This window comes from Paenibacillus sp. FSL H7-0918 (assembly GCF_038007025.1).
GTDB classification, from domain to species: Bacteria; Bacillota; Bacilli; order Paenibacillales; family Paenibacillaceae; genus Paenibacillus_AQ; species Paenibacillus_AQ odorifer.
The window spans coordinates 493274-515714 of the sequence record NZ_JBBOWJ010000003.1; the positions used below are offsets into that span (position 1 = coordinate 493274).

At 40.8% G+C, this 22441-nt stretch carries 20 protein-coding genes; 5 read left to right on the forward strand and 15 right to left on the reverse strand.

Annotated elements, in window-relative coordinates; all coding sequences use genetic code 11:
• Nucleotides 1–215 precede the first annotated feature (215 nt).
• The 3 genes from MHI15_RS22010 to MHI15_RS22020 form a co-directional block, all read right to left on the reverse strand.
• Nucleotides 216–1097 carry a phosphotransferase family protein gene (locus tag MHI15_RS22010; protein WP_341164875.1) on the reverse strand — a complete coding sequence of 294 codons (882 nt, stop codon included), beginning with the start codon at nucleotides 1095–1097 and terminating at the stop codon, nucleotides 216–218.
• Nucleotides 1098–1195: 98 nt separating this feature from the next.
• On the reverse strand, nucleotides 1196–1807 hold the full coding sequence (locus tag MHI15_RS22015) for a hypothetical protein (protein ID WP_076184613.1): 612 nt from the start codon (nucleotides 1805–1807) through the stop codon (nucleotides 1196–1198).
• Between the two features lie 297 nt (nucleotides 1808–2104).
• A complete protein-coding gene (locus MHI15_RS22020) occupies nucleotides 2105–2452 on the reverse strand; it encodes a VOC family protein (protein WP_076190357.1) in 348 nt (115 codons plus the stop codon).
• A 739-nt stretch (nucleotides 2453–3191) separates the two neighbouring features.
• Here MHI15_RS22020 and MHI15_RS22025 point away from each other — a divergent pair.
• Entirely contained in the window at nucleotides 3192–6332 is a 3141-nt protein-coding gene (locus MHI15_RS22025; protein ID WP_341164876.1) for an ATP-binding response regulator, read from the forward strand.
• 45 nt (nucleotides 6333–6377) lie between these two features.
• Here MHI15_RS22025 and MHI15_RS22030 read toward each other — a convergent pair whose 3' ends face one another.
• From MHI15_RS22030 to MHI15_RS22050, 5 genes are all read right to left on the reverse strand, one after another.
• Nucleotides 6378–7172 carry an SDR family NAD(P)-dependent oxidoreductase gene (locus MHI15_RS22030; RefSeq protein WP_076125594.1) on the reverse strand — a complete coding sequence of 265 codons (795 nt, stop codon included), beginning with the start codon at nucleotides 7170–7172 and terminating at the stop codon, nucleotides 6378–6380.
• 166 nt (nucleotides 7173–7338) lie between these two features.
• Entirely contained in the window at nucleotides 7339–8364 is a 1026-nt protein-coding gene (locus MHI15_RS22035; protein ID WP_341164877.1) for an AraC family transcriptional regulator, read from the reverse strand.
• Nucleotides 8365–8382: 18 nt separating this feature from the next.
• Nucleotides 8383–9330, reverse strand: coding sequence for an LLM class flavin-dependent oxidoreductase (locus MHI15_RS22040; RefSeq protein WP_341164878.1), 948 nt, complete (start codon nucleotides 9328–9330; stop codon nucleotides 8383–8385).
• Nucleotides 9311–9673, reverse strand: coding sequence for a hypothetical protein (locus MHI15_RS22045; RefSeq protein WP_076303749.1), 363 nt, complete (start codon nucleotides 9671–9673; stop codon nucleotides 9311–9313). Before MHI15_RS22045 ends, MHI15_RS22040 begins: the two co-directional genes overlap by 20 nt.
• 37 nt (nucleotides 9674–9710) lie before the next feature.
• Nucleotides 9711–10160, reverse strand: coding sequence for an OsmC family protein (locus MHI15_RS22050; RefSeq protein WP_038571065.1), 450 nt, complete (start codon nucleotides 10158–10160; stop codon nucleotides 9711–9713).
• A gap of 151 nt (nucleotides 10161–10311) precedes the next feature.
• On the opposite strand from MHI15_RS22050, the gene MHI15_RS22055 reads away from it, so the two are divergent.
• A complete protein-coding gene (locus tag MHI15_RS22055) occupies nucleotides 10312–10797 on the forward strand; it encodes a nucleoside deaminase (RefSeq protein ID WP_076278476.1) in 486 nt (161 codons plus the stop codon).
• A gap of 123 nt (nucleotides 10798–10920) precedes the next feature.
• Here MHI15_RS22055 and MHI15_RS22060 read toward each other — a convergent pair whose 3' ends face one another.
• Nucleotides 10921–11820: a glycerophosphodiester phosphodiesterase gene (locus MHI15_RS22060; protein ID WP_052097044.1), complete on the reverse strand. Its 900-nt coding sequence runs from the start codon at nucleotides 11818–11820 to the stop codon at nucleotides 10921–10923.
• Nucleotides 11821–12147: 327 nt separating this feature from the next.
• On the opposite strand from MHI15_RS22060, the gene MHI15_RS22065 reads away from it, so the two are divergent.
• Both MHI15_RS22065 and MHI15_RS22070 read left to right on the forward strand, forming a co-directional pair.
• Nucleotides 12148–13122 (forward strand): glycoside hydrolase family 43 protein, encoded by a 975-nt coding sequence (locus tag MHI15_RS22065; protein WP_312148516.1) that lies wholly within the window; start codon nucleotides 12148–12150, stop codon nucleotides 13120–13122.
• A 49-nt stretch (nucleotides 13123–13171) separates the two neighbouring features.
• On the forward strand, nucleotides 13172–14314 hold the full coding sequence (locus MHI15_RS22070; RefSeq protein WP_341164879.1) for a glycosyl hydrolase family 8: 1143 nt from the start codon (nucleotides 13172–13174) through the stop codon (nucleotides 14312–14314).
• A gap of 82 nt (nucleotides 14315–14396) precedes the next feature.
• Here the strand turns inward: MHI15_RS22070 and araA are convergent, their stop codons facing one another.
• The 3 genes from araA to MHI15_RS22085 are packed head-to-tail and all read right to left on the reverse strand — an operon-like array spanning nucleotide 14397 to nucleotide 18173.
• Complete coding sequence (gene araA / locus MHI15_RS22075; RefSeq protein ID WP_038571054.1) at nucleotides 14397–15821, reverse strand: L-arabinose isomerase; 1425 nt, start codon at nucleotides 15819–15821, stop codon at nucleotides 14397–14399.
• A 32-nt stretch (nucleotides 15822–15853) separates the two neighbouring features.
• Nucleotides 15854–16549, reverse strand: coding sequence for an L-ribulose-5-phosphate 4-epimerase (locus MHI15_RS22080; protein ID WP_036677359.1), 696 nt, complete (start codon nucleotides 16547–16549; stop codon nucleotides 15854–15856).
• A gap of 16 nt (nucleotides 16550–16565) precedes the next feature.
• The gene (locus MHI15_RS22085) at nucleotides 16566–18173 is read right to left on the reverse strand and encodes a xylulokinase (protein WP_340394317.1); all 1608 of its coding nucleotides are present in this window, start codon (nucleotides 18171–18173) and stop codon (nucleotides 16566–16568) included.
• 308 nt (nucleotides 18174–18481) lie between these two features.
• Between MHI15_RS22085 and MHI15_RS22090 the strand changes: the two genes are divergently transcribed.
• The gene (locus MHI15_RS22090) at nucleotides 18482–19564 is read left to right on the forward strand and encodes a GntR family transcriptional regulator (protein ID WP_076125610.1); all 1083 of its coding nucleotides are present in this window, start codon (nucleotides 18482–18484) and stop codon (nucleotides 19562–19564) included.
• Nucleotides 19565–19663: 99 nt separating this feature from the next.
• Here the strand turns inward: MHI15_RS22090 and MHI15_RS22095 are convergent, their stop codons facing one another.
• The 3 genes from MHI15_RS22095 to MHI15_RS22105 all read right to left on the reverse strand — a co-directional run bounded on the left by MHI15_RS22095 (nucleotide 19664) and on the right by MHI15_RS22105 (nucleotide 22435).
• On the reverse strand, nucleotides 19664–20722 hold the full coding sequence (locus MHI15_RS22095) for a helix-turn-helix transcriptional regulator (protein WP_341164880.1): 1059 nt from the start codon (nucleotides 20720–20722) through the stop codon (nucleotides 19664–19666).
• 61 nt (nucleotides 20723–20783) lie between these two features.
• Nucleotides 20784–21377: a chloramphenicol phosphotransferase CPT family protein gene (locus tag MHI15_RS22100; RefSeq protein ID WP_076125614.1), complete on the reverse strand. Its 594-nt coding sequence runs from the start codon at nucleotides 21375–21377 to the stop codon at nucleotides 20784–20786.
• A gap of 68 nt (nucleotides 21378–21445) precedes the next feature.
• Entirely contained in the window at nucleotides 21446–22435 is a 990-nt protein-coding gene (locus MHI15_RS22105; RefSeq protein ID WP_341086611.1) for an ABC transporter substrate-binding protein, read from the reverse strand.
• Between the last annotated feature and the right edge of the window lie 6 nt (nucleotides 22436–22441).

Sequence of the window (22441 nt, forward strand, 5' to 3'; positions counted from 1 at the left end):
TTTTTCATTATTAGTTCTGGTGATCCATATATCACGATAAGCTATTGTATTCATGATTGCATCATAATAATTTTACAGTATACTGCCGATCTAATATTCGCCATTTCCATTATTCTATCCTTTATTCACTATCATGTCCTTTAACGTAATAAAGCTATCCATCATGGAGGTAGCTCCTCGTCATAAACTGTCTTTAAATATCGTTTCCCGTCAGTTCAACAACCTACGGATTTCTGCAATACAGAAATACTTTCCTTTAGGAACGCCCTATTCTTTTCAATCCCTCTATTTTTACACCAGACAACAGCACCAAAAGCATCGTAAAAATCATAAAAGGGTAGTATTGTTTCCAAATCCATTGGAGGACGAATTGTTGAATATCCCTCTTTATACGAAATTCTACTTTGAGGATTCACTTCCCAAACATATCGGTTAATTTTTGTGAAATCAATTTCAGAGGATCCACCCCGTGCACTCTCAAAATCAATAATTCCAACAACCATATTATTATTTGTTAGTATATTACCTTGTCGAAAATCCATATGAACAACACACGGGCCATCAGGAGGAGGTAAAACTGAGAAAGCACCCTCAAAGTAATTAATACATTTTTCGAAAAGTCCTCTCTCAAGGACTTCCTTGCAAGGTTCTATAAATTTTTCAAAGCTATTTCTTATATAAAGTCTCCAATTGTTCTGATTGAAAAATTGAAAACCGTCTAATCCTTCCACACCATATCCCGGCATTTTAACTTCATGCAGCTTTGCGTGAAGTACTCCAATTTGAAATGCTAATTCATCGTCAATAGCACCTGTACATGGTATACCTTTAATCTCAGATAAAAGTAATGCACCAGAAATTAAGTCATCCCCACTCCAGAAGTCTAACACCTTTGGAACCGGTAATACCTCCCTCAACAGTTCAAGCATACGATATTCGCGATATAGTTTATCCCTGTTATAAGGGATCTTCGCATACAGCGTTTCTCCATTAGTAAGATTCAGCTTGTATACTTGTGAACTAAAGGACTCAGGAACATTATCTATACTTAATACATTAAGGTTAAATCTTTTTATGATTGTTTCTACTAAATTCAATTCGCACCTCACATGTTTTGAATGAATAGTAATTAGTTCAGCTATCTTATTCTTAATTTTATTGAACTATCCTAACCATTAGTGTAATAAAATTACACTTAGCCCTTTTTCCTTCTTGCTCTCAGGTAAATGACCGAAATCACTACTAGTCCTATTGCAATTACAATATACAAATCAATATCCTGCTCAAACATTAACCACATCTTGTATTCTAGGTGTACTTGCTGTTTGGGTCGAAGTCCTTCACCGAATAGTTCTGTTGCTTGGTTAAGGTTATTCATCTCAATTGTTGAACTGCATGGACTACTGCTTGATTCGCCATCCACTTCACTAATGTATATTAAGTATTTATTACCTTCCTTAAAATCAAAACCCCAAGTGTAGTCTGTTCTCACAATAATTTGAGAGTCAACTTCAGTTTTCCAACTTCGTTCAACATCCACTAATATATATCTGATTTTCTCTTTTGGCCCCGTAAATCCTTCTTGTTTCAAATCGACCTTTATTTGTTTTACTTCACCGTAAATTGCTCCACCGTAGACCTCTAGGGCTTCTTGGGGACTTCCTAACTCGACACAGGATAAAGCTTTAGCATCTTGTCCATTTGCAATAAAGAATGCGAATGTGAATAAACATATTAACGTGATTAAACGAAGTTTCAATTTACCACCTACTCTTATGATTTTATTACATAACTTCTTTATTGACATAAGTTATAGGTGAAATGTTGCACTAATTTTCCAATTCCTTCAATGAAATAGGGAGTACACCTCGACGGTATGCTCCCTATTTGGGTTGACAATAGTATTTCGTTGGCCGTGGATGCAGTGCAAGCGCCGCACCCCAGAATATAGAAGTTAAAGTTCTTTCTGGGAGCTGAAAGCTTTGAAGAAATATTCCCCACGGATTTGACAACTTTATTCCCTAATACATTTACAATTAGATGTAGAACTGAGCTTTTATAAAAAAACGCACCTGTTAGCTCAATAGCAATAATCTGCAACTCCTTACTTCTCCCAAAGCTCGATCAGTCGACCTTCTGGGTCTTCAATCCAAATAAACTTTCCAAATTCACTAATCTCTATTTTCTTTGCAAGAGGTACACCAATCTGTTCAAAATGCTTAATCGTCTCATTTAGATCATACACTTGGAAATTTAACATCACTTGTTGTTCTATTGGAAAATAACTGTCATCCTCGGTAAAGAAAGAAAAAATAGTCTCATTTCCCACTTGAGGTTTTATCACAGTCCCATTCCAATTCTCAATGTCAAGCTTCAACACCTCACTGTACCACTTTTTTGTAGCTTCAAGATTTTTAGTTCTCCAGAATATTCCTCCGAAACCTTTAATCATCGTATCTACACTCCTGTCTGCATTGAAGTTTCTAATAATATACCCTTTAGGATTAAGGAGAATCCACCGTTAACCTCCAGTCATTACACTGAAGGTTAGTACTAACGGGGTATTCAAAATCACATACACAATAAACGAGAAGCCTAGCTTATGAAAAATGATATTGGAAGCAGGAGTGAAGTGTATCGGACCCTATAGTCGCTATTAACCATAATTCGGCTCATTTGAGAACCTATCGGACTCTATAGTCGCTATTGGCTCGAAAAGCCCTCATATCGCGCATGTTTGGAACAAATAACGCCTCTGGGGTCCGAAACACTTCTTAAAAGTCAAAATTCAGCCGAATAGCTGCATCTGAGTCCGATCGCTCATGGTGAAGAGAGCGTGTGGGAATACAATACGCACAACAAGCAGCATAGTCGCACATCCGGTATCACAGACGCCAAACCAGCAGCCAAATAGCACATCCGGTAATCCAGACGCCCAACAGAGAAGCACCAATCAAGTATCCGAGTGTTCGTGTGTTCGAGTGTTCGTGTATTCGTGTGTTCGTATGTTCGTGTGTTCGAGTGTTCGTGTATTCGAGTACGCAAATGTTCAAGGAGATACATCATGCATCTTCCATGTGGAGAACATTCCTCTTAGCCCCACGCAGTGTCCGTTGCTCATTACTTCTCCTTCTTATGTAAATAATCTTCATTTTAGATTCTAGATTAGAATTATTTGCTATAATGATCTCATGAAAAATAAAACTATCCTAAACAAATTAGCTATCATTCTACTTTTTATAAGCATTCTCTTTGGCCTACGCTGCATTTGGTTGAGTGTATTTAAGGTTTCCAACACTGTACCCGTGATTAACAATGGGGTACTGGATTTACGCGGCCAGGATCTGGAGCAGGCTAACTTATTCAGGCTGGATGGTGAATGGAGCTTCTATCCTTCGCAATTCGTTTCTTCGAAGACTTCTACTCTACCAAAGCTATCCCACTCGCTTCAAGTTCCTGGAAATTGGAGCCATGTTATGGGAAGCGATAAGAATTCTTCTTATGGTTATGGTACGTATCGTTTGCGAATTTTGGTAGACCCGCTTCAGCAACCTGTCTCTTTCTGGATCAAACAAATTTATTCCGCTTCCAGTGTGGAGATTAACGGCACTCCTATTCTCAATAATGGGGTAATAGCTCTTGATGCCGATACATATGTACCCAAAACCACCTCATATACAGCAGCTTATTTTTCAAAAAACACCACAGTGATAGATGTATTTATTCACGTAGCTAACTTTGATCACCCCTATAAGGGCGGTATAAAAGGCCCTATTTTCTTTGGCTCTCAGGAACTCATTGACCGGACATACTTTTACACTGTCGGATTTCAAATGCTTACAGCAATTATCTTACTACTGCATGGGCTTTATGCCTGTATTCTGTACTTATTTAATCCTAAAGAACGTGCTCTGTTTCTTGTAGGATTAATGACCTTATCTGTAGCTGTAATCCTTTTAGCTCGAAATGACAACTTAGTGCTTTCATTACTGCCGATTAATTATACTTGGTCCTTAAAAATCCGTTTGATCGCCTTCTTATGGCAAAACCTTTTTATTCTGCTTGTTTTCAGGAAATTCACCTCAGGTACCAAAGTCAACAAGTGGTTACGTGCTTACACATGGTGTCTTTTCCTTTATACCTTGTTTATATTTATTGTCCCTGCTTATTTAGTCAGCACATCCATTCATTTGGGAATCATTCAAGTGTTCCAGTATATTCCCTTCATTTGGTTGCTCTATAGCTTAGGGCGCTTATTGTTCAAAAAGCAAGATGATAAAGATGTTGTTTTTCTGCTGTTATCAGGTGCGGCGATCGTTTCTAATTTGTTATGGAATTTGTGGGATAGTAACGGACACTATTCAATTGTCTATTATCCTTTGGATATTATCGCAGCCATCGTGGGCTTCTCAGCTTATTGGTTTAAAAAGTATTTTCAAAATGCTAAAGAGAACATGGAACTAAATGAGCAGCTGAAAAAAGCAGACAAACTTAAGGACCAGTTTCTCGCTAATACCTCACATGAGCTGCGTACACCGCTTCACGGAATCATGAATATCGCGCAAAATATTGTCACAAAAGAAAAGGACAGACTTTACGAAAGTAGCCGTCAAGATATGGAACTGCTGATTACAATCAGCCGCCGTATGTCTCATATGCTTGGTGATCTACTGGATGTGGTCCGTCTTCAGGAGCATCGTGTTATTTTACAACAGGAACCTATTTCGGTTCAATCGGTAGTTCCCGGTGTGATTAGTATGCTTCAATATATGATTGAAGGTAAGCCAGTCCAGCTATCTATGGATATCCCGGAAGCTATGCCGCCAGTTCTTGCGGACGAGAAAAGACTGGTGCAGGTTTTATTAAATCTGGTGCACAACGCGCTCAAATACACCGAAGCAGGACTTGTAGCTGTTAAGGCTGAGGAACAGGACGGACAGGTTCTTATCTATGTGACAGATACCGGAGTAGGCATGACTGAAGAGACTATGGAACGGATATTTCTACCCTATGAGCAAGGCCCTCACGGAATAAATGACGGGCGTGGAATTGGGCTGGGATTAAGCATATGCCGGCAGCTGGTAGAACTGCATGGGAGCAGCCTAAGCATTCAATCTGAGCTTGGTAAAGGTTCAACTTTTAGTTTCACACTCTCTCTTGCCGATTCTTACAGCGAACAGATAATAAGACAGACGGAACCTACAGTTTCGTATATGGCAGATGAGATTCATAGACAGATGGCTGAGTGGGGAATTTCCGAACACCAGCCAAGTAATCACTCTGAAAAAATTCCGCCGCTTTTTACAGAGATGAAGGTAAATATTCTGGTGGTAGATGATGATCCTGTCAATCTGAATGTACTAAAGGGTATTCTTGAAACCGAACCTTATATCATAACTACCGTGAACTCAGCCCATGAAGCATTGGAATTGTTGGATAAAAGGAACTGGGACTTACTTATTGGCGATGTTATGATGCCACAGATGTCGGGATACGAATTAACACAGAAGGTTCGTACTCGTTACTCCTTATATGAGCTCCCGATTCTACTGCTTACTGCCCGTAGTCAGCCTGAGGATATTTATACTGGATTTTTGTCCGGTGCCAATGATTATGTCACAAAACCTGTAGATGCAGTGGAGCTTAAATACCGTATTCGGGCTTTAACTGCGATGAAGCTATCCTTCAATGAACGGGTGCGGATAGAAGCAGCCTATCTACAAGCACAGATACAACCGCATTTTTTATTCAATACATTGAACTCTATTGCCGCACTCAGTGATTTGGATACTAAAAAAATGCAGGAGCTCATTGGTGCGTTTACTTCTTTTTTAAGAATCAGTTTTGACTTTTTAAATATCGGAGAGCTCGTGAACCTCTCCCATGAACTGGAATTGGTAGAATCTTATCTGTATATTGAACAGACTCGATTTGCAGAAAGGATATCTGTTGTCTGGAAGGTAGATCCGAATATTGACATCCTAATTCCTCCTCTATCCATCCAACCGTTGGTAGAAAATGCTGTTAAGCACGGTATACTTAAGCGCCAACAGGGTGGGACTGTTGAAATACGTATTATCCGTCTGCACAACGCTGTAAAGATTGAGGTGGAGGATAATGGGCAAGGTATGGATTCCGGGACCCTCTCTTTACTGCTGAAGCCAATGATGGAAGGCAAAGGTGGCATCGGGCTGGCCAACACCCATCGGAGGTTAAGTCAATTATATGGTCAAGGTCTCTCGATCCAGAGTAAGCCTGGAGAAGGCACCTTGGTATCCTTTGTTATACCAGAGGACAATGATAACTTTTCAAGCAAAAAAGCCGCTCCATAAGGAGTGGCTTTTTTGTATCGTTATCTATATCCTTTTAGAGTAAGCTTAAAAAATAGTCGGCACCATTCCCCCATCCATGCGAATTGGAGAACCTTTAAATGCAGAGGCATAAGGACTGCATACAAATGCTGCTAGTCTGCCTATTTCAAAAGGTTTAATAAATCGTTGTATTTCAGATTGAGGAAGATTTGTAGTCATGAATTTTCTTTCTTTTTCTGAAAAAGTCATATCTTCATTGGAGTATATCCCATCGATAATTTGATGCACATTTTCAGAAAGTGTTGGTCCTGGCATAATTGTATTGACTGTAACTTCAGTTCCTATCGTTAACTTAGATAAGCTTTTTGACAATGATAATAACATTGATTTGGTCATTGCATATTGAGGCATTTGGCCTGAAGGCATAATGGCTTCTTCACTAGCAATAAAGAGAATGCGGCCATAATCTTTTTGTAACATTTTAGGTAAATAGAATTTTGTTAATCCATTCGCAGCAAGGACATTAGTACGGAAGTATTTTTCGAATATTTCGTCGTCAACGTCCTCATATTTCATAATTTCATAGATACCCATATTATTAACTAAAATATCTATATTAGGGTATTTTTCGAATAAGGCTTCTCTTTGTTCAATATTCACAATATCCGCTGTAGCATTTTGTGGAGAGGTAGCCGGGAAATTTGACTTTATTTCATTTACAGTTTGTTCTACCTGATCATAATTCCGTCCATTAATCAGTACATTAACTCCTTCTTTAGCAAGTTCAAAGGCGATTGCTTTGCCAATACCTTTTGTTGATCCTGTAATTAAAGCTGTTTTATTATTTAATCCCATATCCATATTACATTTCTCCTTTTATCACGGCGTGCTGAGTAGTTGTCATTTTAAGAACAGTCCTGTGTGCCGGCTAGGATTATATTATCGTACCGGGGTTGTTCAGTAACTAGCGGATTGCGCCAAAGTTCTTGTTTAACACGCCAATGATAAATCTCTGAAAATACTGTCTTTATGAAGAGGGTACCGAGTTTAAACCTAAATGTTCAGTACGCCAATTTGAAGGAGTATCACCTTCCCAAAGACGGAAGGCACGGTAGAACGAGTTCTGGTCTTCATATCCAATCAAGAAAGCTACTTCTTTAATATCAAGCGATGGATCTGCCAGATACTCTCGTGCTTGCTCATGTCTAGCTTGTGTCAGCAATTGCTTGAAGCTTGTGTTTTCTTCAGTAAGCCTGCGTTGCAACGTACGGTCACTCATACTTAATGCCTTCGCAACAGCTTGAATGTCAGGGCGTCCTCCGCTGAAGCTGCGTTTCATGATCCATTTGACCCTCTCGGTTATAGAGCGAGTGCCCTTCTGTTCAGCAAGCGTCCGGTCCAAAACGGGAGTCAGAATCTCCAGCAGCTCTTCGTTGTACGAGATAAAAGGCCGATCCAAATCATTTCGACGCAACGTCAAACGATTATATTGAGCACCTATCTGAATTCGGCAGCCGAAATAAGCTTCAAGAATCTTTACATTTCCTATAGGCTGTGAAAACTCGACAAGCTGTGCTGTCAAAGGTAGACCTGTGCCTCGCCGCCCAAGCTCTAGAAGAAATACCAAAGTGAGGCCGAGCAGCAGCGGTGGACCAAAATGCCCGGGATGCTGCCATTCCAATTCGATTGTACATAGCTCGCCTTCTTCGGTAAAACGCAAGCTTTCAGGAGGGCACATTTGTTTGTATCGTACCATTCGCTTAAGAGCATCGCGATAGTCCTTAGCATGGTATGTTGCTAAGACCGTAGGCGGATATTGTGTAGTTTCAAAGACGGTTGCAAGCTTAATGATTCCTTCGGCTGTATCCCCAATGAGATCGGAATATGCCTGCCAGACTGCGAAATATTGGGCGGTGGTGACTTCTGACTCTGTGATCTGGCTAAGTGGAAGATTTGCTTTGCTGGCTACATCTTGTGCAGTTATTCCTAATTGACTTAATCCAGCCCAAAATCCTGGTGGGATTTTAATTTGATCAGAGGTATGAGACTTCATACATATGGACCTCCTTTATTAAGAACTCCAGCACGCTTGGGCAAGCAGCTCGAACGAATGTAACCGTTTCTCATAATCTGGAATCATGGTAACGATAATGAATTCATTAACTCCATACAAAAGAGATAACCGTTCCAACTTACCTTTAACACTTTCCGGAGTACCTACCAGCAGCTTGCGTTCCAAGGGCTCAGACTTCGCTTCGGCAGAACCTTCTTGTTGGAATAATGTCGTACCAGATGAGGCCAATCGCTCTGCCTCTTCCTCAGTCTCGGCGCAAATGACGCCAACAGCAACCATGGCCTGCGGTTCAGGAGAAAGTGAAGAAGGAGTAAAGGTTTCACGGTAAGCCTGCAAAACCTCCTCCCCTGCTACATCGCTCATGAACTGGCCGAACACATAACCTGCTCCAAACTCGGCAGCATATGCCGCGCTTTTCTTGTTTGTACCCAGCAGCCATAGCTCTGGAGATACGGGAGGGACCGGACGGGCGGTTATTGAACGTCTTTCATAGGAATAGTTACCCTGCAATAATTCAGTGACGCCTTTAAGCAGTTCTGGCATTTTCCAAACATTTTCGAGAAAATTGCCACTCAGTGCTAAACTTACTTCAGCAGTACCGCCGGGAGCTCTGCCTAATCCAAGGTCGATGCGTCCCGGGTACAAACTGGCCAACAAATGAAATGCTTCCACCACCTTTAGCGGCTTATAATGTGGCAGCAATAAAGCGCCTGAGCCAAGGCGAATGTGTGCTGTTTTCGCTCCAATATGCGATAAAAGCACCTCCGTAGAGGTACATGCTAATCCTGGCATATCATGATGTTCAGCAACCCAATAACGAGTATATCCCAGTCTTTCTGCTGTCTGAGCCAGCTTCACTGCTTGTCCCAATGCGATACTAGCATCCACCGTATTAAAAACAGGTACAAGATCTAATACACTAAGCTTAATGGATGTTCTTGTCATGATTAAGTCCTACTCGAGGGTTTCGGTAAAATTCGATCATATCGATAAAAATAAGCTTGTAATCAACTGTCACCGCAGCCAGATCATACATTCGGCCATGGCCGTCTTCTTTGGAGGCAAAAACAACATCGTGCCGCAGCTTGTCCATAATCATTTTGCCGATGAACTGATGCTCGTATTCCGCGTACTTCTTTTTGAAAGCTTCATTAAATTCCCACACCTCTTGGTAAGACCGCTCTAGCATTGCGTTTACCAAAGTCAGCTCGTTGCCCTCTTTTTGTACAGCCACGTAATAATTTCCGCGCTCATCCTTGATCAAATCCTTATATAACTCAACGTTCAAAGTTAACGTCTCCTCTCTGATTACCTAGGACTCAATTTTATAGGCTTGCAGTCAGCACCGTTGGCTCTGTCGTGATTTCTACGTTTCCTGCAACGGCTCTGGAGATCATGCAGGAGCCTTCTGCTTTATGGGCAATTCGGATGGTTTTATCGATATCGTCCTGTGACGCATCTTTGGTAAGGGTGATTAGGGGTGAATGTTTGATGGCTTCATATGTAAAAATGTTATTCGTTACATCGACCGTCGCCTCTGAGGTTAACGTCAGCTCTGAAGTCGTAAGCCCTGCCCGCTCCAGCATTGCTGCAAGTGTAATGAGATAACAGGTTGCTGCTGCTCCCAAAAGCATCTCATCCGGATTCGTTCCTACTCCGGGTCCTCCCATTTCCTTCGGAATGGAAATTTGAGTCTTAAGCTGTCCAGCTTCAATAGTTCCGTCACTGTTACGGCCACCGTTCCATACGGCGTTCAATATAAATGGGTGCTTCATTTTTATATATCCTCCCTAGCTTGATATTGCATGCTATATTTTTCATCGAATACTTTACATGCTAACATAGAAGAATGTGGTGAACAAACAGGCTTAGGCCTACTATTCATGAAACTTATCTATAAATTAAAATTCAGGAGGTTCTACCATCATGATAAACGACACGGATATCAAACATCTTAAGCGTTGTATTGAACTTGCCCAATTTGCACTCGAAGCTGGGGACGAACCCTTTGGTTCCGTCCTTGTATCAGCAAGTGACGAAGTGCTGGCGGAAGACCGCAACCATGTAGGTAGCGGTGACCATACTCAGCATCCCGAATTCGCTTTAGCCCGCTGGGCAGCTCAGAATATGACACTGGAAGAACGTAAGCAGGCAACAGTGTATACCTCCGGAGAACATTGCCCTATGTGTGCAGCGGCACACGGGTGGGTTCATTTAGGACGAATTGTATATGCCAGTTCCTCGAAGCAATTATCGGCGTGGTTAAATGATATGGGAATTGCAGCATCACCCGTCCGTAATTTAAGTATTCAAGAGGTTATTCACGATGCGTTCGTAGATGGTCCTGTACCTGATCTTGCAGAACAAGTACGGGAGCTTCATCTACAATTTCACGAGAAAAGACTTCATTAGTATGACGAAACAAAAATAATTGATTTTTCCGTAAAAAAAGAACCTTTGTATAAAGGTTCTTAGGCTGTCGAGAAAGTCTCGACAGCTTTATTTATGTCCAGAAAAGGGTGATTTCACATCCCTTTACCTTTTATTATTCTTAATTACTTCGCTAAAGCGGTCAGGGAAATTTGTATGTACACCATCTACACCCCAAATTACGGCTTTATCCATATTCACTTGATAATTCACAGTATATGGAAACACCTTTAGCCCTGAATTTTTTGCCTGCGCGACATATGCCGCATTTATTTTTTGAAAGTTAGGACTTATGCCTACCGCATAAGTTTTTAATCTATTCACATAGGATTCTGATATTTTATAAACAGGGAAATCATACCATACAATTTGATAAAGAGGGACTGCTGGATTTATGGAATGGAATCTACGCAAACTCGCTTCACTAAATGAATGAATAGCAACATGAGCCGACAGATCATAATTTAAGATTTCTTCGTTTAACAATGCCTCGATGTTCGAATTCGACGTGGGATCTTTAATCTCAATCATATAGTCCACTTCTTTTCCGAACCTTTCAAATACCTCTTTTAGTGTCGGAATACGTAAATCTACATATTTATCTCTAGCGAACATGGGATATTGTTCATTAAACCATGAACCCGCGTCTAATTTTGAGATCTGCTCTAAAGTAAAATCCTTTACATACCCTTTAGCATTCGTGGTACGATTTACGGTCCCATCGTGAATAACAACAGGAACATGATCTTTTGTTAACTGAATGTCTAACTCGATATAATCGGTCTTCATATCAATGGCTAGCTCGAATGCAGGTATTGTATTCTCAGGAGCATATCCTGAAGCACCACGGTGAGCGATGGTATATACTTTATCCGCAGGCATGATAATTTCCTTTACTTTAATGCGAATCCAGGGGGAATAAGCATACAAAGAGGTGAACAATAAGATTAATAAAAGCACATGTATACCTATAAAGTAGATTCTGGAATTTTGAATTTTTTGCATTAAGCTGACCTCATCTTTTTAAAAATATAATGTAGAATACTTGGTGTCTTTCGCTCTAACATTCATTCTTGTGTAAAATTATGATTTATATTCCCTTATGTTAATCTCACCTCATCGTATTTGTAAGGTCAAAGTTTGGAGATTTCTATTGTACCAGATTATCTAGAGAAAATATTGTGAGGCAGCATAAATGGAAAAGGGTCTGCAAGGTCAAGAAAGCAACATCTAAACTTTGTGGGGTATAAACTATAGTTGCTATATATACAGAGTCCTAAAGTTCTTATACCATTAACTTTGTAAGCGATTAACTTTATAGGAGGAAATGACTTGATAAAGCCAGTGCAACCCAATGAACCTCTCGTAACTCATATTTATACTGCGGACCCTTCTGCTCATGTATTTGAAGGCAAGATTTATATTTATCCCTCTCATGACCTGGATCACGATATGATCTCCAATGACAACGGTGACCAATATAATATGGAGGATTACCATGTTCTGTCTATTGATGGAGATGGCTCCCCTTGTATCGACCACGGTGAAGTGCTTCATGTGAAGGATGTCCCATGGGCTAAACAGCAAATGTGGGCTCCGGATGCAGCATACAAAAACAATACCTACTATTTGTTTTTCCCAGCCCGAGACCATGACGATATTTTCCGAATTGGGGTTGCAACCTCAGCGTCACCTTCCGGACCCTTTACACCTGAACCGAACTACATTCCCGGCAGTTATAGCATTGATCCCGCTGTTTTCGTTGATGATAGTGGCAAATCATATATATACTTTGGGGGTCTTTGGGGCGGTCAACTTGAAAAATGGCAAACCGGCTCATTTGTTGCGGATGCCGAGGGACCGGCTGAAACGGCACCTGCTCTAGGACCTATCGTAGCAGAGCTGAGCGAGGACATGCTGAGCTTTGAAGGTGAGCCTAGAGAAATATCCATCGTCGATACGAACGGAAATCCGATTCTTGCTGGAGATGAAGAGAGAAGATATTTTGAAGGTCCTTGGGTTCATAAATATAACGGTTATTATTATCTTTCTTATTCCACGGGTACTACCCATAATATTGTATACGCTATCAGTAAAGATCCGCTTGGGCCTTTTGTATATCAAGGAAAAATACTTACACCCGTCCTGGGCTGGACAACACACCATTCTATTGTTCAGTTTAAAGAGAAATGGTATTTATTTTATCATGATAGTTCTTTATCTGGTGGTGCTGACAACAAGCGTTCTGTAAAATATACGGAGCTGGAATACAACGATGATGGCACCATTCAAACCATCCATCCTTAGTTTTTATTGAAATGGAGTGCATGCTGTAGTGCATAGGAGGGGAAATATCATGCCAATAACACAACAAGGTGCTTTTTATACGGGGAAATATCGCAATTTATTTAAAGAGCTCGGCTTTTCTGAAGATGAAATCAACGCTAAACTCGAAGAAACTTGGAGTGATTTGTTTTACGGAGATCCGAACGTACGAATCTACTATCCGCTGGACGAGGATAAAAGCTATATTCTGGATACAGGTAATCTGGATGTTAGGTCTAAAGGAATGTCCTACGGGATGATGATGGCTGTTCAAATGAATAAAAAAGATGAGTTTGATCGTTTATGGAACTTCTCTAAGACGTTTATGCAGCACAAAGAAGGCCGTTATGCCGATTACTTTGCTTGGCACTGCAAGCCTGACGGTACAAGAATTTCTCAAGGACCCGCACCGGACGGGGAAGAGTTTTTCGCCATGGCTTTGTTTTTTGCCTCAAAACGTTGGGGGAACGGTCCGGCACCTTATAATTATTCCGAGCAGGCTCGAATAATATTGCGTGCTTGTGTACATAAAACTGAAACAGGCGCTGGTGACTCAATGTGGGACGCGGAAACGAAACTGATTAAATTCGTACCGGAATCCACCTTCAGTGATCCATCTTACCATCTCCCCCATTTCTATGATTTGTTCGCTTTGTGGGCTGATGCAGGTGACCACATGTTTTGGCGAGAAGCGGCGGAAGCCAGCCGCTCATATCTACACACTACATGTAATCCTATAACTGGTCTCGCTCCCGAATATGCTAATTTTAACGGCACCCCGGCAGAACCCCAGCCTCATGGTGATTTCAGTCATTTTTTCAGTGATGCTTACCGGGTTGCGGCTAATATCGGTTTGGACTGGGCATGGTTCCAAAAGGACAGCTGGCAGGTCGATCAATGTAACCAGATTCAAGCTTTTTTTAGGAATATCGAAGTTTCCAATTACCGGAGGTATACCATTGAGGGACAGGCATTCGACGAACCGGCGCTGCATCCGGTAGGCCTTTTGGCGACCAACGCTATGGCTTCGCTTGCTTCGGATGGCCCGGAGGCAGAGCATTTTGTCCGTTTGTTTTGGGATACACCTTTGCGAACTGGACAACGTCGTTATTATGATAACTGTCTGTACTTCTTTAGTTTACTGGCCCTAAGTGGAAAGTATCGCATTTATTGAAGTAAATCGAACAAAACAATAGGACTCCATTCCTCAAAAAGCCGAGGAATGGAGTCCTATTAATCGTAATAAAGCTTTGCCATTATTTAATAACTACATATTCCAAGTTCACAAGTTTTGCGTAAGCAATAATTTGGTCTGTTGTAAGAGTTAATGAAACAACGGTGTGGTGACCGCCACCATTTTCGATCCAAGCTTTAACTCCGTCTTGGAAGTTTGGTTTAACATTCCAAAGCACACGAGCTACTGGAAGGTTTGGAGCTGGAACAGTTGGTTCAAAAGCAGTCACTTCATTAATCAAAAGTTTGTAATGCGTACCGAAGTCAGCCATGGAAACCACTACACCGTCTCCTGCTTTGCCGTCAAATACTAAACGGGCTGGATCGTCTTTACCACCAATACCTAGTGGTGACACGATGATTTTTGGTTTGTTGCTTGCCAAAGTTGGATCTACTTCAAGCATATGGGATTGAAGAATAGATTCTTGTCCAACTGTCAATTCATAAGTGTAATCTTCCATAAAGCCAGTCGATTGGTTATGGCTCATCACTTTAAGCAAGCGGTCGAGAGCTGCAGTCTTCCAGTCTCCTTCTCCAGCAAAACCATATCCTTGTGCCATCAAACGTTGAACAGCAAGTCCTGGAAGTTGTTTCATTCCATGTAAATCTTCGAAGTTTGAGGTGAAGGCATTGTAGCCACCTTGATCAAGGAAACGTTTGATAGCAATTTCATAGCTTGCTTGAACTCTTACGCTAGCTTCCCAAGCTTCTTTGCTGTTAGTGCCATAGTCGAATTCATACAGCTCTGCATATTCAGCAAACAAACCATCGATTTCTTCTTCTTTAACTTCATTAATGACTTGAACCAGGTCACCAATACCAAAGTAGTCTACCGTCCAGCCAAATTGAATTTGGGCTTCAACTTTATCTCCTTCAGTTACACCAACGTTACGCATGTTGTCACCAAAACGAGCAACTTTGATATTGAAGCTTTCGTTATAAGCAACGGCTACGTCCATCCATTCTGCAATTTGCTTTTGAACTTCAGGGCGTTCCCAATAGCCTACAACCACTTTGTTTTGTTTGTTCAAACGGGCGTTAATAAAACCATATTCACGGTCACCATGAGCTGCTTGGTTCAAGTTCATGAAGTCCATATCAATTGTTGCCCATGGAATACTTTCATTATATTGCGTAGCTAGATGAAGCAAAGGTTTTTGCAGCATTTTTGTTCCGCGGATCCACATTTTTGCAGGTGAGAAAGTATGCATCCAAGTGATGACACCGGCAACTTCGTCACGGTAGTTAACTTCTTTCATAATGTTGGTAATTTTATCTGCGCTGACAGCCAAATCCTGCAATACTAGTGGGTAAGGCAAAACTCCGCTTTTATTCAAAGCATCTGTCATCGTTTGTGCGTGCGCTTTAACTTCAGCCAATGCTTCTTCCCCATAAAGATGTTGCGAACCTACGACAAACCAAAATTCTTTTGCTACTGCTGTTGACATATTCATCCTCTTTTCATCATTTTGTGGTTTGATTATTTTTGACCGTAATAAGCGTCTTTCCCATGTTTGCGCAAGTAATGTTTATCTAGAATACGTTGTGGCAATTCTTCCGCAAAATGGTTCAACTCTCTAGCAAATAAATTCATTTTTGATACTTCATCCAACACTACGCTGTTCATTACAGCGGATTTTGCATTTTTCCCCCAAGTAAAGGGTCCGTGGCCTTTAAGCAAAACACCGGGAACCGCCATAATATCTATCCCGCGTTGTTCAAAGGTTTCGATGATTACATTACCTGTTTCCGCTTCGTAACCCCGATCGATTTCCTCTTGCGTCAAGAAACGCGCACAAGGAATGGAGCCATAGAATGTATCAGCGTGCGTAGTTCCCATTACAGGAACGTCAAGTCCTGCTTGTGCCCAGATAGTCGCCCAAGTGGAATGTGTATGCACGATTCCGCCAATTTCGGAGTAATGTTTATAAAGTACTGCGTGAGTAGGGGTATCGGAGGAAGGTCTCATCTCCCCTTCAACCACATTGCCATCCAGATCAACAACTACCATATCGCTGGCTTTCATTGTTTCATAATCTACACCACTAGGTTTGATTACGAATAATCCACTTTCGCGATCAATTGCACTCACATTTCCCCATGTATACTTGATTAGTCCATGTTTCGGCAATTCCAGATTGGCTTGAAAAACCTCTTCTTTAAGTTGTTCTAACATCTTGGTCCCTCCATTTTCAGACTAAATTATCAACAGCGGATTGCTCAATCGCCAGACCTTTTTTATAACGTTCGATAAAGGTTTCAAAACCTTTAATGTCGGTTGCATCGGGATGAATTTCTTCTCCCTTTACATCTTTGAACACTTTTTGATCGAGGAAGTCTTCCAAGCTTTCTTCCTGATTTTTGTTCATCATGTAGGAGGCAAGAATAGCCATTCCCCATGCGCCGCCTTCTCCAGCTGTCGACATTACGGAAACAGGAACATTCAGTGAAGCTGCCATCATTCTTTGGCCAACAACCGGAGTCTTAAATATACCGCCGTGTCCTAAAATACTATCTATGGCTACATTCTCTTCTTTCGTCAAAATGTCCATTCCAATTTTCAAAGCACCAAAGGCGCTGAACAAATGTGTACGCATAAAGTTAGCCAGATTAAATTTGCTCTCAGGCGAACGTACAAATAACGGACGACCTTCTTCTAACCCCGTAATGTTCTCACCCGAGAAATAACCGTAACTGAGCAATCCACCGGCATCTGGGTCTGCTTCCAAAGCTTTATTCAGCAGTACGCTGTACAATTTGTCAGCTTCGGCTTTTTGCCCCATCGCTTCATAGAATTCACGGAATAATCCGAGCCAGGCATTAAGGTCACTTGAACAGTTATTAGCATGAACCATACCTACTGGACTTCCGTCTGGCGTAGTCACCATATCGATTTCCGGATAAACCTTGGAAAGCTCTTTTTCCAATACGATCATGGCAAAAACAGAGGTTCCTACGGAGACATTCCCGGTACGTTTTCTTACACTATTGGTAGCAACCATACCGGTTCCTGCATCCCCTTCTGGAGGACTAAGCGGAATCCCAGCTTGTAATTGCAATGATGGATCCAGAATTTTGGCTCCTGCTTCGGTTAATAGACCCGCTTGCTCACCGGCAACACACACCTTAGGAAGAAGGTTGCTGGTCTTCAGCGAATAACCTTTGCCAGCAATAAGCTCATCAAACTGTTGTATCATAGATTCATTATAATTTCCTATGGATTCATCAATCGGGAACATACCTGAAGCATCTCCAACACCAAGTGCTTTGTTGCCGGTCAATAACCAATGAATGTATCCTGCTAACGTTGTAACAAACCGAATCTGCGGCACATGTTCTTCTTTGTTTAAGATCGCCTGATAAAGATGAGCAATACTCCAACGTTCAGGAATATTGAATTTAAATACATCTGTCAGTTCTTTGGCTGCCTTACCCGTTGTTGCATTACGCCAAGTCCGGAACGGAACGAGCAATTGATCCTGGTCGTCAAAAGCCATATATCCATGCATCATTGCAGAAAACCCGATTGAACCAACGGTTTGGAGGGTGATTCCGTAATTTTGTTGAACTTCTTGCTTCATCTCACGATAAGCATCTTGTAGACCTTTGATAATATCTTCTAGGCTGTACGTCCAAAAGCCGTCTTTCAACTGATTTTCCCATTCATAACTTCCAGAAGCGATCGTTTGAAAACTATGATCAATAAGTACTGCTTTAATACGCGTGGATCCAAATTCAATCCCTAGCGAAGTTTCTCCCTTATTGATTGCTTCTTCGATGCTTAATCGATTCGATATCACGTTGGTCACCTCTCTGACAGCGCTTTTTTAATATAAAAGAATTCGCTTTCTTAATTGACAGCTTTAGTATAAATTTTTGTACGTACATTTGTCAATAAAATAGTTATATATACATACAAATATGGAGAAGATAATAATTTAACTCCGGACTTAGTTTGTTTATGATGATCTAAAGGTACGAAATATTTACATTTTTTCATAAAAAAAGAGCCCCTTTATATTTAATTCGTAGTCATGCTATAATTTGTACATACAACTTAACGAAATTTACGAATTATAAAGCGAACAAGTATGGAAAGAGGAATTACATGAAACCAAAGTATCAAGTGATTATAGAGGATATAAAAAGCAAGATCCTTTCAGGAGATTACAATGTAGGCGAACAAATTCCTACGGAGTCTGCCTTGCAGTCCTTGTACGAGGTTAGCAGACAGACTGTTAGAAAAGCCATTTTAGAGCTATCCAACGAAGGATTCCTCCGTAGCGAAAAAGGTTCTGGCACGTATGTCAGCAACCAATATCGCACAAAGACCGGCGGGAGTTCCCATAAGAAGACGATCGGTGTAATTACGACCTATATCTCTGACTACATCTTCCCTTCTATTATCCGGGGGATTGAAAGCCGAATGAATGAGGATAACTATTCACTACTATTGGCTAGTACCAATAACGATGTTGCGCAAGAAAAAAAAGCTCTCGAAATGATGTTGTCCTACGGCGTAGATGGTTTAATTATTGAACCTACGAAAAGTAATCTGTATAATCCCAATATTGCGTATTATCTGTCGTTTAAGGAGCAAGATATTCCACTCATTATGATTAATGCTTTTTATGAGGAAATAGAGCTCCCCTTCCTTTGTCTTGACGATGTGCAGTCCAGTTATCTGGCAACAAAAGAATTGATTTCCAAAGGCCACTCTCAAATTGGACTTATCGCAAAAATGGATGATTTACAGGGCAAATATCGAATGAAGGGCTATATCAAAGCTCTCGAAGAAGCTAAATTACGGTTTTATCCAGAGCAAATATTTTCGTTCAACACCGAGACCAAACAAACCTTAGCTACGAACTTGAAGGATTTCCTAAATAAAAATAGAGATACCCTCTCTGCGATTGTCTGCTACAACGACGAGGTTGGTCTGGAAGTGGTCAATGCTTGCAGACAGCTAGACATTTCTATACCAGAGGAATTATCAATTATTGGCCAGGACAACTCCTATATTGCCCAAAATGCAAACATCAAACTGACCACTTTAACACATCCCCAAGAAACTATGGGCCGTGATGCAGCGGATTGGGTCATTAAAAAATTACAAGGAAAAAAGGATCTTCCCAACAATACTTATTATCAACCTGTGTTAATTGAAGGAGAAACAGTAGTCGAGAGATAGAATAAATTCTGAGGGATTTTGCGTTTATCTTCATATGTAAATGTAATAACCCACCAGTCGTGACTGGTGGGTTATTTGCAACTGTTATCTCCGTATTCTTTAAAGGTTCGATTCGTGTTTTGAAGTCATCAGTACAGAAGAAGCAAACTGTTTCACAAGCTTGCCGGGATTGATCCCGTATTTCTCCCGAAACACCTCCGAGAAGTGACTTGAGTTGGAATAACCCACAGCACAGGATGTCTCATTAACGTTCAAATCACCTTGCTGCAATAGGTGTAGAGCCTTCTCCAGCCTTATATCCCGCAAATAGCCGAATACAGTTGTTCCGAACATTTCTTTAAAGCCAGATTTTAATTTGTTATCATTCATGCCAATCAATCGGGAGAGCTCCAACAGGCTTGGCGGATCTATCATCCGTTGCATCATGATGTCCCGCGCTTCACTAATTTTTGTCATGTCGCTTTTCGACAGCTTTGTTGTCCCAGAAGTACCTTCTGTTAGAATCGATTGAAAGCCCAACGACAAAAGCTCTAATGTACTACATTCGATCTCCAGATTTTTGGTGCTGCGGTTTTGAAGAGCTGCCAGCATTCGCTCAAGCACGATAGCAGTAGACGGCTGCATCGTTTCCTGAAAAACACGAAAAGATGCTTGGCCAAGAATGCGGTCAAAATCAGCGGATCTCCCACCCCCGCCTTCTTCCATGAAGTGATGGAAAGTCGAAACAGGAATACCTATGCCTAACATCAGATAAGATTCATTCCCCTGAAACTCAAATTGAGAGCCAACTTCATTCATGAGTTGTAGCGTACAGCTTCCCGGAACAAACTCATACTGGACACCATCAACAGAGACTTCTCTTTTCCCTTGCAAACAATAATTAAGCTCAACCATTGCTGTTTTGGTTACGAGAGGCACGCTGTAATCCTGGCGAAAGGTAAAATCGGATACCACCACATTGATATCAAAGCGTGGGACGAATCGACGAACGAACCCTTCTCCCCTTTGCGAATGTAGTGCCATGTGCTCTGTACGATCTCTATTCTGCCGCGGCAGCTCAAGCCCATCGAAAAAAAGATTGAAATTGTGATGATAATCTATTCCAGTCATTGCTACCGCTCTCCGTTCAAGTTTTATAATATTGAGAATAATTCTCATTATTATAAAGGATCCTCTCTTTTTTGACCCGCTTGAATATGGTGTTATCTGGATACGCCATCTAGGAAACACTAACATTTCTTTTACTTAATTTCTTAAATACCGAGTATTCCTTATTGGACTTAATAAAACTTAATATCTTTGCGGCACATTCTATTGAATTCATCTCTTCCGTATTTACTTCGAGGTCATATTCATCAAAGCAATATACTTTGCTAAACTGTGAAGCTGCTAGTCCAATCTTTCTATCTCCTCTTGTTTGCTCTCTTCTTATGAGTTCTTCTTTCGAGCATATTACACCTATAAATAACGTAGGCTGATCGAAAAATTGATCAAGAAACACATTAAACCTCTTATCATTGTCGATTACGGTATCTACTATTACATTAAAACCCATTTCTATTAACAATTTAATTGTCGAGCGGTACACTGAGAATATGGAATCATCTAATATTTGGGAAACGACTTGATGATCTATTTCTCTTGGAGGTTCATCTGGAAATTTATTATTAATAAAATCATTGTAATTATTAAAAAAATCATCAATTGATAAATGATAAAAAGGAATCTCTTTCTGTTTTATCAGTTCAGTCGATATGGAGGTCTTTCCGGAACTTGAAGTTCCATTTAGAAAAACTAATATCCCTTGCTTCAATTTAATCATCCCTTCAAATAATACTCATTGCAACTCAGAGAATATTCGAGAAAAGATTAAATTATCCTTTACTGTTTGATATGTTCCTTGATTTGTTCGGCTATTTGCTCCAACAATGCTTCTTTTCCTAAAGCAAAGAAAGCCTCATTATAATTTTGTCTGCTTGTCATGCGATATATATTATTCGATTTTGCAGCTTTCAGATTACTCCAGACCTTGCTTTGGTCAAGAACATTCTGGTCATTATCGGATAATAAAATGATATGGTCTGGATTAAAGGTAGACAGTGCTTCTAGACTTGTCACTTTCCCTCCCCATGGATCTGGCTCCGGTGTACCTGGCGCGAGGGGTAATCCTAGATCATTAAAAATCATATCCGCAATACCTGTGCGGGAATAGATGCGTATTTCTTTCTCTGTAGCTTCGATTACCGCAAACGTCTCTTCCTTGGTTATCTCAGTGATTTGATCATGTAGTAGTAGAGCACGTTGATCATAGACCTTCAACCACGTTTCCATTTCCGCTTTCTTATCAAGTACCTCCGCAACAAATGCAAATCGCTCTCTAAAAGCGTTAAAGCCATAAGGCACCCTCACTGTTGGAGCAATCATATTTAGTTGATCATAGATTTTTTCTTGGGTAGGTCCTGCCAGTATCAAATCAGGGCTTGCTGCAATGATCGCTTCTAAGTTGACTTCCGTCTGAAACCATCCAGCGGGAGTTACATCAGGCAGTTCTTTTTTGAGAATAGGAGTGATTTCTAATGAATTAGCCATATCCGTATTCCCAGTAATAACAGGTTTATATCCAAGCACCAGAAGTTCTTCCGTTGAGCCGGATACATCGGCAATTCTAACCGGATTCACCGGTATTACAACATCTCCTTTAGCATCCTTGAGGGTACGTGTTTCGGTCGAATTAGTAGCGACGGGTTCTGAATTTACCACAGGTTGAGAATTTTCTACCTTAGCCTCCTGACCTGAATTCCCACACCCGTACAGCATCACCATCATGATTAAGGCGATTCCGACAAAAGAGATTCGTTTTAAACTGAACATTTTTTC

Bases quoted from the DNA above. Each gene is read 5' to 3' on its own strand.
- MHI15_RS22090 (WP_076125610.1), top strand. From the start codon at position 18,482: ATGAAACCAAAGTATCAAGTGATTATAGAGGATATAAAAAGCAAGATC.
- MHI15_RS22055 (WP_076278476.1), top strand. From the start codon at position 10,312: ATGATAAACGACACGGATATCAAACATCTTAAGCGTTGTATTGAACTT.
- MHI15_RS22030 (WP_076125594.1), bottom strand. From the start codon at position 7,172: ATGGATATGGGATTAAATAATAAAACAGCTTTAATTACAGGATCAACA.
- MHI15_RS22040 (WP_341164878.1), bottom strand. From the start codon at position 9,330: ATGACAAGAACATCCATTAAGCTTAGTGTATTAGATCTTGTACCTGTT.
- MHI15_RS22035 (WP_341164877.1), bottom strand. From the start codon at position 8,364: ATGAAGTCTCATACCTCTGATCAAATTAAAATCCCACCAGGATTTTGG.
- MHI15_RS22015 (WP_076184613.1), bottom strand. From the start codon at position 1,807: ATGTCAATAAAGAAGTTATGTAATAAAATCATAAGAGTAGGTGGTAAA.
- MHI15_RS22070 (WP_341164879.1), top strand. From the start codon at position 13,172: ATGCCAATAACACAACAAGGTGCTTTTTATACGGGGAAATATCGCAAT.
- araA (WP_038571054.1), bottom strand. From the start codon at position 15,821: ATGTCAACAGCAGTAGCAAAAGAATTTTGGTTTGTCGTAGGTTCGCAA.
- MHI15_RS22060 (WP_052097044.1), bottom strand. From the start codon at position 11,820: ATGCAAAAAATTCAAAATTCCAGAATCTACTTTATAGGTATACATGTG.
- MHI15_RS22050 (WP_038571065.1), bottom strand. From the start codon at position 10,160: ATGAAGCACCCATTTATATTGAACGCCGTATGGAACGGTGGCCGTAAC.
- MHI15_RS22020 (WP_076190357.1), bottom strand. From the start codon at position 2,452: ATGATTAAAGGTTTCGGAGGAATATTCTGGAGAACTAAAAATCTTGAA.
- MHI15_RS22025 (WP_341164876.1), top strand. From the start codon at position 3,192: ATGAAAAATAAAACTATCCTAAACAAATTAGCTATCATTCTACTTTTT.
- MHI15_RS22080 (WP_036677359.1), bottom strand. From the start codon at position 16,549: ATGTTAGAACAACTTAAAGAAGAGGTTTTTCAAGCCAATCTGGAATTG.
- MHI15_RS22095 (WP_341164880.1), bottom strand. From the start codon at position 20,722: ATGAGAATTATTCTCAATATTATAAAACTTGAACGGAGAGCGGTAGCA.
- MHI15_RS22105 (WP_341086611.1), bottom strand. From the start codon at position 22,435: ATGTTCAGTTTAAAACGAATCTCTTTTGTCGGAATCGCCTTAATCATG.